Source organism: Senegalia sp. (in: firmicutes), from assembly GCF_052088025.1.
Lineage (GTDB): Bacteria > Bacillota > Clostridia > Tissierellales > SIT17 > Anaeromonas.
In genome coordinates, this window is the sequence record NZ_JBQCYD010000025.1 from 1 (window position 1) to 11,432 (window position 11,432).

Annotated in this window: 13 protein-coding genes and 1 riboswitch; of the genes, 12 read left to right on the top strand and 1 reads right to left on the bottom strand. The window is 26.2% G+C overall.

Going from position 1 to position 11,432, the window contains the following annotated elements:
- Nucleotides 1-80 precede the first annotated feature (80 nt).
- The 11 genes from ACTHUW_RS08110 (at nucleotide 81) to ACTHUW_RS08160 (ending at nucleotide 9,955) form a co-directional block, all read left to right on the top strand.
- Nucleotides 81-701, top strand: coding sequence for a DedA family protein (locus tag ACTHUW_RS08110; RefSeq protein WP_442210774.1), 621 nt, complete (start codon nucleotides 81-83; stop codon nucleotides 699-701).
- Nucleotides 702-712: 11 nt separating this feature from the next.
- Complete coding sequence (locus tag ACTHUW_RS08115; protein WP_442210776.1) at nucleotides 713-1,384, top strand: TIGR01906 family membrane protein; 672 nt, start codon at nucleotides 713-715, stop codon at nucleotides 1,382-1,384.
- A 46-nt stretch (nucleotides 1,385-1,430) separates the two neighbouring features.
- Nucleotides 1,431-2,387 (top strand): restriction endonuclease, encoded by a 957-nt coding sequence (locus ACTHUW_RS08120; protein ID WP_442210778.1) that lies wholly within the window; start codon nucleotides 1,431-1,433, stop codon nucleotides 2,385-2,387.
- A gap of 27 nt (nucleotides 2,388-2,414) precedes the next feature.
- Nucleotides 2,415-2,505, top strand: a riboswitch (THF riboswitch).
- Nucleotides 2,506-2,566: 61 nt separating this feature from the next.
- Nucleotides 2,567-3,292, top strand: a complete 726-nt coding sequence (locus tag ACTHUW_RS08125) for a folate family ECF transporter S component (protein WP_442198156.1) — start codon at nucleotides 2,567-2,569, stop codon at nucleotides 3,290-3,292.
- A 41-nt stretch (nucleotides 3,293-3,333) separates the two neighbouring features.
- Complete coding sequence (aroC, locus tag ACTHUW_RS08130; RefSeq protein ID WP_442210780.1) at nucleotides 3,334-4,467, top strand: chorismate synthase; 1,134 nt, start codon at nucleotides 3,334-3,336, stop codon at nucleotides 4,465-4,467.
- A gap of 8 nt (nucleotides 4,468-4,475) precedes the next feature.
- Nucleotides 4,476-5,549, top strand: coding sequence for a 3-dehydroquinate synthase (aroB, locus tag ACTHUW_RS08135; RefSeq protein WP_442210782.1), 1,074 nt, complete (start codon nucleotides 4,476-4,478; stop codon nucleotides 5,547-5,549).
- A complete protein-coding gene (aroA, locus tag ACTHUW_RS08140) occupies nucleotides 5,550-6,833 on the top strand; it encodes a 3-phosphoshikimate 1-carboxyvinyltransferase (RefSeq protein ID WP_442210784.1) in 1,284 nt (427 codons plus the stop codon).
- A 28-nt stretch (nucleotides 6,834-6,861) separates the two neighbouring features.
- Nucleotides 6,862-8,043 (top strand): carboxylate--amine ligase, encoded by a 1,182-nt coding sequence (locus ACTHUW_RS08145; RefSeq protein ID WP_442210786.1) that lies wholly within the window; start codon nucleotides 6,862-6,864, stop codon nucleotides 8,041-8,043.
- Between the two features lie 104 nt (nucleotides 8,044-8,147).
- A complete protein-coding gene (pduL, locus tag ACTHUW_RS08150; RefSeq protein WP_442210788.1) occupies nucleotides 8,148-8,720 on the top strand; it encodes a phosphate propanoyltransferase in 573 nt (190 codons plus the stop codon).
- 13 nt (nucleotides 8,721-8,733) lie between these two features.
- Nucleotides 8,734-9,396: a deoxyribose-phosphate aldolase gene (gene deoC / locus ACTHUW_RS08155; RefSeq protein ID WP_442212952.1), complete on the top strand. Its 663-nt coding sequence runs from the start codon at nucleotides 8,734-8,736 to the stop codon at nucleotides 9,394-9,396.
- A gap of 115 nt (nucleotides 9,397-9,511) precedes the next feature.
- Nucleotides 9,512-9,955: a YaaR family protein gene (locus ACTHUW_RS08160; RefSeq protein ID WP_442210792.1), complete on the top strand. Its 444-nt coding sequence runs from the start codon at nucleotides 9,512-9,514 to the stop codon at nucleotides 9,953-9,955.
- Nucleotides 9,956-9,977: 22 nt separating this feature from the next.
- Here the strand turns inward: ACTHUW_RS08160 and ychF are convergent, their stop codons facing one another.
- The gene (gene ychF, locus ACTHUW_RS08165; protein WP_442210794.1) at nucleotides 9,978-11,069 is read right to left on the bottom strand and encodes a redox-regulated ATPase YchF; all 1,092 of its coding nucleotides are present in this window, start codon (nucleotides 11,067-11,069) and stop codon (nucleotides 9,978-9,980) included.
- A 141-nt stretch (nucleotides 11,070-11,210) separates the two neighbouring features.
- On the opposite strand from ychF, the gene ACTHUW_RS08170 reads away from it, so the two are divergent.
- Nucleotides 11,211-11,432: hypothetical protein (locus ACTHUW_RS08170; RefSeq protein WP_442212954.1), on the top strand; the 222-nt coding region annotated here is incomplete at its 3' end.

Sequence of the window (11,432 nt, forward strand, 5' to 3'; positions counted from 1 at the left end):
TGTAAATAAACGTAGTAAATATGCGAGTTGTAGAGTTCTGCAACGAGCTAAATATATTAAGTCTAAGGAGGGTGAGTTATTTGGAAGAGTTAATCATACAATTTTCTAAGGATATTGTTAGTCAAAATGTGTTTTTATCATACATATTCTTTTTTATTTCACAATCCCTTCAAGTATTATTTCCACCTTATCCTGGAGATATGGTATTAATATTAGAAGGATACTTATCTGAAATAGCTAATTTAAATATAATATTAGTAATTAGTAATGCAATTTTAGCAACTTCACTTTCATCTATTGCATTGTATCTATTAGGTAGAAAAGAAGAAGAAAAAATATTACATTCTAAAATAATAAATAAACTTTTTGAAACAGATAAAGTATTGAAATTAAAAAAGTTGTTTGATAGATTTGGAGCTATTGTCATAATAATAAGTAAGTTTATACCAGGAATATATTCAATAACTATATTATCAGCAGGTGTATTTAAAGTTAAGAAGAGGATTGCATATTCATCTATTATATTAATATCTAGCTTACATCATATAGCTTTGATTTTTTTAGGCAAAATTTTAGGAGAAAATTGGACATTTGTATTTAGAAAAATAGAGATATATAATAAGCAAATCTTAACACTTATAATACCCATATTCATTTTATATTTTATAGTAATCCAAATCAAAAAAAGAATTTTTAAATAAAGGGGATAAAAATGAAAAAAATAATAGTAAGTATAGTCTTTGTGATTTCTTTAATTATTACATTGTTGTTTGTAGATGTAGAAATGGCAACATTTGATATTGAATTTTATGAAAATAAATTTGAAGAATATAGCATTTATGATAAAACACAAATAGAAAAAAAAGATTTAATTATAGTTACAAGAGAGATGCTTGATTATATGAAAGGAAATAGAAAAAACCTTATAATTGAAGCTAAAGTAAATGGTGAAGAAGAGATAGTATTTGGTGAAAGAGAAAGAAAACATATGGTTGATGTTAAAAATTTATTTGAAAAAGGATTTATGATAAGAAATTTATCTCTAATATTATTTATAATTTCTTTATTTTTAATTATAAAATTTTATAAAAAAACCTTATACAAACTTTTGATATCTGCATCAATATTACCTTTAATAATAATGAGCATATTTGGTATAGCAATAAGTATAGATTTTAATAAATATTTTACTATATTCCATGAAATATTATTTACAAATGATTTATGGCTATTAAATCCCAAAACTGATATTTTAATTCAAATGTTGCCTTTAGATTTCTTTTATAGTATTTCTATAAGAATATTAACATATTTTATTTTACAGCTTATAATGATTTTTCTTTTAGGATTTATATTAAGAGGAAAAGAAAAAATAAGAAATTGATTATTTTTCTTAGCTATGTCTATAATCTATTATAGAGGTGATTATTATGGACATTAAAACTATTATTAAAAAATATAAGTTGAAATCTTTCTACATAAGTAAGACTAGAAATAAGAAAACATTATTTGCCAGGGAAATGGATAGGATATTTTTATCTATTTTAATTTTTGTAATTTTAAATCTATTATTTATATTTAGATGGGATAATTTATATTTTTCCATTATACTTTCTTTGATTTTTAGTATTTTAATATATTTCATTCTTAGAATAAAAGAAAAAAAAGATATGAAAAAAGCAAAAGAAATTACTACAGAAAAAATTGCAGAAGAAATAATTTATAATGATCTTTTAAATAGAAGTATGGAGAAATTTCAAGAATTTTTTATTAGTTTATTTGAAGGTTTAGGATTTGATACAAAAGAAGATTATAAAAATGATGAAATTTATATTGAAATATATAAGTCTGACATTAAAATAGGTGTAAGCTTATTACAGTATAGTATGGATTATTCAGTAAATGAAAGTATAATTAGAAATTTTTTTATTAAACTTAAAAAGAACAATATAAATAAAGGTATAATAATAAGTACAAGTAATTTTAGTACAGAATCTATAGATTTAGTTAATAGATTAGAAAAATACAAAAAAATAGATTTAATTAATATGAAAGATATAATGTGTCTTACAAAGAAAACTAAACTTTTTCCAAAAGAAAAAGAAATAGAAAATTACATATTAAATAAGATAAATATAAAAACTAAAACTATTAAAAAGGAAGTTAAAAGCATAATTTCAACAGATAATTGGAGCAAATATCTCATTACTGGTATAGCTATATTAATTTTTGGTCAATTTACAGTTCTTCATATATATTATTCAATTATTTCTATTATACTATTTTCTCTTGCTAGCGTATCTTTAATTAAAAAGATAATTTATTATTTTTATGGCAATAAAAATGAACAAACAAAATATTCTTATGACTTTATTTACAAAGATTAAATTATGTTATAGAATAGTTCTTGTAGTATCAGAGTAGGCAAAATGCGTTAAGTGTTGAGTGATGGGAAGTAGCTCTCAAACGAAGGTTTAACCGCGATATTTTGCTGCATCCGCTGGGTACTAAAGATCTCTTTTCTTTAGTTGTGGACTCTATATTACTAAAAAAAGGAGGTTTTATTGTGAAAAAAAGAAGTATTAGAACTAAAAGCTTAGTAGCAGCAAGTTTACTTACCGCTATAAGCATAATATTAACAAGAGTATTTTCTGTAATTATACCTATAGCAGGTGGACAAGGTCTTAGAATCGGATTTGGAGGAGTTCCAATTATGATATCTGGAATATTATTTGGACCATTAGTTGGAGCACTCACAGGAACCACTGCAGATTTAATTGGAGTTTTAATAAATCCAATGGGACCTTATTTTCCAGGATTTACTTTATCAGCAGCTCTAAGTGGTTTTATACCTGGATTGTTTTATCATTATATATTTAAAAATAAAGAGCCAAAGAGAAAAAATATCAATTACACAATAATAAATGCTTTAATAGTAATTTTGATTTCTTTAGTTTCAGCATATATATATATTCAAGCAGGCAACAGTATTTCTTATCAATTTTTGATAGTATATATTGTTGGAATGTTAGGATTTATAGCTTTACCCATTTTTATAAACAGAAAATATAAAAATGGGAATTCAATATATAGATTTGATAGACTTATATTTGTAGTATCTATAAGAACAATAATAATTTCTATATTTTTAAACACCCTATGGCTTATAATGCTATATAATCTTGGATTTATTGTCATATTTCCATTTAGATTACTTTCAGCCTTAGTAACTATACCACTAGATGCTATAATAATATATACATTATCAAAGTATTTTAAATATGTTGATTAAAGGCTGCCTTTGGCAGCTTTTAATATATCAGAGGTGATAAAATGTTAAGATTTTTAACAGCAGGTGAATCTCATGGTAAGGGATTAGTTGGAATAATTGAAGGCTTACCTTCAAATTTAAAAATAGATATAGATTTTATAAATTATGAATTACAAAGAAGACAAAAAGGCTATGGCAGAGGAAATAGGATGAAAATTGAAAAAGATAAAATAAGTATACTTTCAGGAGTAAGAGGGGGTATTACTATAGGAGGTCCGCTGACAATTTTCATAGAAAATAAAGATTATGAAAATTGGATAGAAAAAATGGATATTCATAATGATATAAAAGAAACTATTACAAAACCAAGGCCAGGACATGCAGATTTTGCTGGAAGTATAAAATACAATCAAAGTGATATTAGAAATATATTAGAAAGATCCAGTGCAAGAGAAACTGCTATGAGAGTTGCTATTGGAAGTATTTCAAAACTTATGTTAAAAGAAATTGGGATTGATATATATAGTTATGTAACTTCTATAGGGATTTTTGAAGATAAAAACAATTATGATATAAATCATTTTAAATCTGCAGATAAATCTCCAGTAAGGGTATTAAATAAAAGTTTAGAAGGAAATATAATAAAAGAAATAGATAAAACAAAAGATAAAGGTGATACATTAGGTGGGTCATTTAAAGTAATTTCAACAGGAGTACCCATAGGCCTTGGAAGTCACGCTCAATGGGATAGAAAACTTGATGCAAAGTTAGCACAAGCTATAATGAGTTTGCAGGCAATAAAAGCAGTAGAAATTGGAGATGGAATAAACTCATCAAGGAATACCGGGTCAAATGTCCATGATGAAATTTTTTATAATGGAAGGTATTTTAGAAAAACTAACAATGCTGGAGGTATTGAAGGTGGAATTTCAAATGGAGAATACATAGAAATAAAGGCTTATATGAAACCCATTCCTTCACTTAAAAAACCTTTAAAAAGCATAGATATGAAGAGTAAAAAAGAGTTTTTAGCACATAAAGAAAGAGCAGATATATGTGCTGTTCCAGCAGCCAGCATAGTTGCAGAATCTATAGTAGCATTTACTATTGCAAAAGAGATATCAATTAAATTTGGTGGAGACAGTATGCAGGAAATTATTAGTAATTATAATAACTATATTAATACTCAAAAATGAGGTATAAAATGGAACTAACAGTAAATACACAAACAAATAATTATAAAATTCATATAAAAAGAAATCTTTTAAAAGAACTAGATATTCATTTAAAAGAATATAAAGATAAAAAAATTATAATAATTACAGATGAAAATGTATCTAAAATTTATTTAAAAGATATATTAAAAAAGTTAGAAGATTTTGATGTATATAAATTTATTATTCCACAAGGAGAAAAAAGCAAATCCTTTTCAATGGCAGAAAATATATATGATAAGTTAATAAAAGAAAAATTCAACAAATCATCTCTTATAATAAGTCTTGGTGGAGGTGTAGTAGGAGATTTAGCTGGATATATTTCTGCTACTTATATGAGAGGAGTTAATTACATACAAATTCCAACTACATTATTATCCCAAATAGATAGTAGTATTGGAGGAAAGGTTGGAATAAATTATAAGGGTATTAAAAATATAATTGGAAGCTTTTATCAACCTCAAAAAGTATTAATTGATATCAATACCCTTAAAACATTAAATAAAGGTGATATCAGTTCTGGTTTAGCTGAAATGATAAAATATGGAATAATTAAAGACTATGATTTGTTGAAAAAAATAGATGGAAAAATACCCCTTATTTTAAATTTAGAATTAGATGATATTGATATACTTATTCAAAAATCCTTAGAAATTAAAAAAGATATAGTTGAAGCTGATACATTTGAAAAAAATACACGAAAGACACTAAACTTTGGTCATACCATAGGTCATGGCATTGAATCTTTAGATGAATTCAAAAGATTTAAGCATGGAGAAGCTGTTGCACTTGGAATGATTTCTGAATCATTTATTGCAAATAAAATGGGATTGATATCAGAAGAATATTACCATCAGATTAAAAAAATAATTTTTAAAATAATTAAAAGAATAAATTTTACTTTAGAAGAAAAAAAACAAATACTTAAAAATATTGAAATGGATAAAAAAAATATAGATGAAAATATAGTGTTTATTTTTCCTGTAGATTATGATAAAGTAGATATATTTTATATTGATATATCTAATAAACTTATAATAGAATCGTTAGGAGATGATATTTAAGTGAATATAGAAGGAAGAAATATTACATTAAATGGTGAGATTTATGCACCAGGAGATAAATCTATATCTCACAGAGCAATTATGTTAGGATCTATTTCTGAAGGAATAACTACAATAGACAATTTTTTATTTTCAGATGACTGTATGCATACTATAAATATATTTAAAGAGATGGGAATAGAAATACAAGTAAATAATAAACAAATCCAAATTAATGGTGTAGGATTATATGGACTTAAAAAGCCTGATAAAAAACTTTATGTGGGTAATTCAGGAACAACTATAAGAATAGCTTCTGGCATACTTGCAGGGCAAAACTTTTCTTCTACTATTGAAGGTGACTCATCTATAAAAAAAAGACCCATGGAGAGAATCATAAAGCCACTTTCTATTATGGGAGCAAATATAGCATCAAAAAATGGAAATCCACCATTAACTATAAATCCGTCAAAATCTTTACACTCTATAGAATATTTTCAGAAAATAGCTAGTGCTCAAGTGAAATCTGCTATTATGTTCTTAGCCTTATATACTAAAGGGGAAACAAAAATAGTACAACCTTCACAATCTAGAAATCATACAGAAAGAATGATGAAATATTTTGGGATAGATATAAAAGAGGAAAAGAATACTATAATTATAAATTCTGATACTAAAGCAAAAGGAAAAGATGTTTTTATACCTGGAGATATATCTTCTATATCTTTTTTTCTAGTAGGAGCTTTGATTTTGAAAAATTCTCATATTATCATAAGAAATGTAGGATATAATGAAACTAGAATAGGTATAATCGATATTTTGATTAAAATGGGGGCAAATATAAAAATATTTAATAAGAGTAAAAAAAATAATGAAGAAATTGTAGATATTGAAGTAAGAGCATCAAAACTTAATGGAGTAGAAATAAAGGGAGATATAATACCCAAATTAATAGATGAAATACCTATTATAGCTGTAGCTTGTGCATGTGCTAAAGGAAAATCTTTAATAAAAGATGCCAGTGAATTGAAAGTTAAAGAGAGCAATAGGATAAGTGCTATGGTAAATAATCTATCAAATATGGGAGTAAACATAGTAGAGACAAGTGATGGTATGATAATAGAAGGTAGAGATAGGTTGATGGCAAATAAAATAAAGAGTTATGATGATCATAGAATAACTATGAGTATGATAATAGCAGCCTTAAAGGCAAAAGGCATGACTAATATAGATGAAATTTCATCTATAGGAACTTCATATCCAGATTTTTTAAATACATTAAATAAATTGATTAATTATAAATAACCTATACAAAATGTGGAAGGTGATTAAAATGGAATATAAAAATAAAGCAGTAGTATTAGGAGCAAATTATTACATAGGACTTAGCATAATAAGATGCTTAGGACGAGAAGGTATTCATGTTAGCGCAATAGATTATACTAAAGAAGATAGCTATGGTTCAAAAACAAAATATCTAAAGGAACATTTAATAGCTCCACATTATGGAAGAGAACCAGAAGAATTTTTAAAGTTTTTGATAAATTATTCTAAAAAACAAGATCATAAACCTGTATTATTTCCTTCTTCTGATCCCTATGTAGAATTTATTGATAAATATTTTTATGAATTAAAAGAATATTTCTTATTTCCAATGGATAGAAAAGGTTTTTGGTCAGAAGTAATGGATAAATATACTATGAGTTTATTAGCTGAAAAATTCAATGTGAAAGTCCCTGAAACTATAAATTCAAAAGAGGAAAAATTAAAAGAAAGAGTAAATGAAGAAATAGGATACCCTTGTATCATTAAACCAATGGATTCTGCGTCTTTTGTAAGGAAGTATCGCAATAAAGTTTTTATTATAGATAATGAAGATGAATTAATGGAAAAAGTAAATATGTGTCATAAAGATAATTTTGAAATACTAATACAAAGAATAATTCCAGGACCAGAAGATAATTGTTATTGTTATGATGCATATTTAAATCAAGATTCAAAGGTTACTCACTTTACAACAGCCTATAAAATAAGACAATGGCCAATTAATTTTGGAGCATCTACTTATGCAAAGCAAAAATATATAAAAGAAATTCATGATATATGTAAACCTTTTTTAGAAGGAATAAAATTTAAAGGCTTTTCAGAAATAGAACTAAAAAGAGATGAAAATACTGGCATTATATACTTAATAGAGGTAAATGTAATAATAATAAACTTTAATGAGATGCTATATAATTGTGGTCTTAATTTTCCTTATATAACATATATGGAAATGACAGATAAATTACCACAGCCTAAAAGTGTTGAAAAAGATTTAGGATATACTTTTCTTTATATGTATGAAGATTTATTTGCAGTTAAAGAATATTTGAAAACTGGTCAAATGAATATTTCAAAGATAATAAAAGATGTTTCATTTAAAAATGTTGCTTCAACTTGGAGCTTTTCTGATCCTATGCCTGGATTATACTTTATGACTATGGCATTTAAAAGATTTCTTAAAAAAATCTAAAAAACAACACTAAATGTCTTTATTTTAACAATTTTGCTTTTTGTATACAAAAGGAATATAATTATTTTAGAAAAGTAATAACAATTAGTATTGGAGGAATAAAATTGAAAACAGAATTACCAATAGCATTATCAAACAAACATATTCATCTAAAGAAAGAAGATATCGAAAAACTCTTTGGGAGAGGTTATGAATTAAACAAACTAAAAGATCTTTCTCAGCCTGGGCAATTTGCCTCTAAAGAAAAAGTTGATATTGTAGGACCAAAGGGAAAATTAGAAGGAGTTAGAGTATTAGGACCTGCAAGAAATAATACTCAAGCTGAAATTTCTTTAACTGATGGATTTAAATTAGGTATAAAATCACCACTACGAGATTCAGGAGATATAGAGAATTCACCAGGAGCTAAAATAGTTGGTCCAAAAGGTGAGATTGAGATAGATAAAGGTATAATAGTAGCTTCACGTCATATTCATATGAATACCGAAGATGCTAAAGATTTTGGGGTAAAAGATAAAGATAGAGTAATGGTTAAAGTTCCAGGAGAAAGAGGAGTAATTTTTGATAATGTATTAGTTAGAGTTAATGAAAATTATAGTCTTGAAATGCATGTAGACTTAGAAGAAGGAAATGCATGTGGAGCTAAAAATGGAATGACTGTAGAATTGATTAAATAAGGAGAGTGAAAAAATGAATATTGCATCAAAAATAGATCATACAATTTTAAAAGCTGATACTACAAGAGAACAAGTAAAAAAAGTATGTGATGAGGCTAAAGAATATAGTTTTGCTTCTGTGTGTGTAAATCCAAATTATGTAGGATATGTAAGTGAAGAATTAAAGGGTAGTAGTGTAAAAGTTACTTCAGTTGTAGGATTTCCACTTGGAAACACTTTAAAAGAAGTGAAAGCTTATGAAACAGAGCAAGCTATAAAAAATGGTGCTGATGAAATAGATATGGTAATAAATATAGCGGCACTCAAAAATGAAAATTATGATTTAGTTAAAGAAGACATAAAAGCTGTAGTTGATGCTTCCAAAGATAAACTAGTAAAAGTAATTATAGAAGCCTGTTTACTTTCAAATGATGAAAAAGTTAAAGCATGTGAAATAGCTAAAGAATCTGGTGCTGATTATGTGAAAACTTCAACTGGATTTTCTACAGGAGGAGCTACAATTGATGATGTAAAACTTATGAGAAAAACAGTTGGAGCTGAATTAGGTGTAAAAGCTTCAGGTGGTATTAGAGATATAGAAACTTCTAAAGCTATGATTGAAGCTGGTGCCTCAAGAATTGGAGCTAGTTCTTCAGTATCTATAGTTAAAGGTGAAAAAGGAAATTCAGATTACTAAAATAAAAGTCAGATCCTAGGATCTGACTTTTATTTTAGTAATCTGTTAAACAAAATTTAAATTTTGTCGATATATTTAGTAGAAAAATATATTTGAGAATTATAGGAGTGAAAAGATGAAGATAGATAGAATAGGAATAAAAAACATTGATAATATGAATAGTTCAAAAAATAATATAAAAAATAACAATCAAATATCATTTAGGGAAGTTATTGATAAAAAAACAGAAAAATTTGATTTGGAAAAAATAAAAACACAATTATTAGATATAAGTGAATCAGGGAAGAAATTAGCTAATAAAAGAACTATAGAAAATCTTTTTGATTATAAAAAGAAAGTTAAAAATTTTTTAGATGAAGCATTAGAATCTGGATTAGATTTAAATAAAAGGGGCGGTTTTAGAAGAGGGGGAAGTTCTAGACTTTTAAAGATAGTATCTAAAGTAGATTCCAAACTGATAGATTTGACTGAAGAACTTTTAAAAGATGAGAATCCTAGACTTGATTTACTTAGACTGGTTGGAGAAATTGAAGGCATGCTAATTAATATTTATATATAAAAAAAGCGGTTAATTCCGCTTTTTAAACATTAAATCTAAATATCACTACATCTCCATCTTGCATAATATATTCTTTTCCTTCTAGACGAACCAAACCTTGTTCCTTTGCTTTTATCATACTAGCAGTTTCATTTAAATCTTTAAAACTAACTATTTCAGCTCTTATAAATCCTTTTTCCATATCAGTATGAATTTTACCTGCTGCTTCAGGTGCTTTAGAACCTTTTTTTATAGTCCAGGCTCTAGATTCTTTTGGTCCTGCTGTTAGAAATGAAATAAGTCCCAAAAGTTCATAACTTGCCTTTATCAATCTATCTAGACCAGATTGTTCTATTCCAAGCTCTTCTAAAAACATTTCTTTTTCATCATCTTCGAGTTCAGCTATTTCAGATTCGATTTTTCCACAAATAGTTATTATACCAGAATCTTCTTTTTTTGCATGCTCTTTTAATTTGAGAAGGTGCTCATTTTCATTTTTATTTATAATATCTTCCTCTGAAATATTAGCAGCATATAATACAGGTTTTTTAGATAATAGGTTCAAGCCTTTAACAAAAACTTCATCTTCCTTGTCAAAGTCTAACATTCTTATAGGAATGCCTTCTTCCAGGGATTCAACTATTTTTTGAATTATTTTAAGTTCCTTAGATAAGGATTTGTCAGTTTTAACCAGTTTTTCAGTTTTACTTAATCTTTTACTCATTATTTCTAAATCTGATAATATAAGTTCTAAGTCTATTATTTCAACATCTCTTAAAGGATCAATATTACCCTCAACATGAGTAACATTTTCATCTTCAAAACATCTTACTACATGGACAATTGATTCTACCTCTCTTATATGTGATAAAAACTTATTGCCTAAACCTTCTCCTTTACTAGCTCCTTTTACAAGTCCTGCAATATCAAAAAATTCTATAGCAGTAGGTAATTTTTTCTCTGAACCAAATATTTCAGTTAGTCTATCAAGTCTTTCATCTGGAACTGATACTACACCTACATTAGGCTCTATTGTACAGAATGGATAATTGGCAGATTCTGCGCCTGCTTTGGTAATTGCATTGAATAATGTGGACTTTCCTACATTAGGAAGTCCTACTATGCCTAATTTCATAAAAATCTCCTTTCAAACACATTGATTTTAATACTTATAAAATTATACATTAAATATGCAATAACTTCAATCAAACAAAAAAATGAAAAATTAATAATAATTTTTGAGATTTTTGTAATACTAATTATAGGAGGTGAAAATGTGCTAAATAAAATAAAAAGTTTAGGTATAATCTTTTTGATTATACTTATGATTTCTATTATAAGTATAGGATGTCAAAATGATGATACAGATACAAATGATGATGCAAATGAAGAGATGGATAATGAAGATAATAAAGATGAAGATATGACAGATGGAGATATGACAGATGAAGATATGGATATGAATAATGAGTCTTTAGCAAACAGTATTGTTGAAATG

What these genes read in the sequence shown, in the direction of transcription:
- ACTHUW_RS08160 (WP_442210792.1), top strand. Translation starts at nt 9,512, where the DNA reads ATGAAGATAGATAGAATAGGAATAAAAAACATTGATAATATGAATAGT.
- ychF (WP_442210794.1), bottom strand. Translation starts at nt 11,069, where the DNA reads ATGAAATTAGGCATAGTAGGACTTCCTAATGTAGGAAAGTCCACATTA.
- deoC (WP_442212952.1), top strand. Translation starts at nt 8,734, where the DNA reads ATGAATATTGCATCAAAAATAGATCATACAATTTTAAAAGCTGATACT.
- ACTHUW_RS08145 (WP_442210786.1), top strand. Translation starts at nt 6,862, where the DNA reads ATGGAATATAAAAATAAAGCAGTAGTATTAGGAGCAAATTATTACATA.
- aroC (WP_442210780.1), top strand. Translation starts at nt 3,334, where the DNA reads ATGTTAAGATTTTTAACAGCAGGTGAATCTCATGGTAAGGGATTAGTT.
- aroB (WP_442210782.1), top strand. Translation starts at nt 4,476, where the DNA reads ATGGAACTAACAGTAAATACACAAACAAATAATTATAAAATTCATATA.
- ACTHUW_RS08120 (WP_442210778.1), top strand. Translation starts at nt 1,431, where the DNA reads ATGGACATTAAAACTATTATTAAAAAATATAAGTTGAAATCTTTCTAC.
- ACTHUW_RS08115 (WP_442210776.1), top strand. Translation starts at nt 713, where the DNA reads ATGAAAAAAATAATAGTAAGTATAGTCTTTGTGATTTCTTTAATTATT.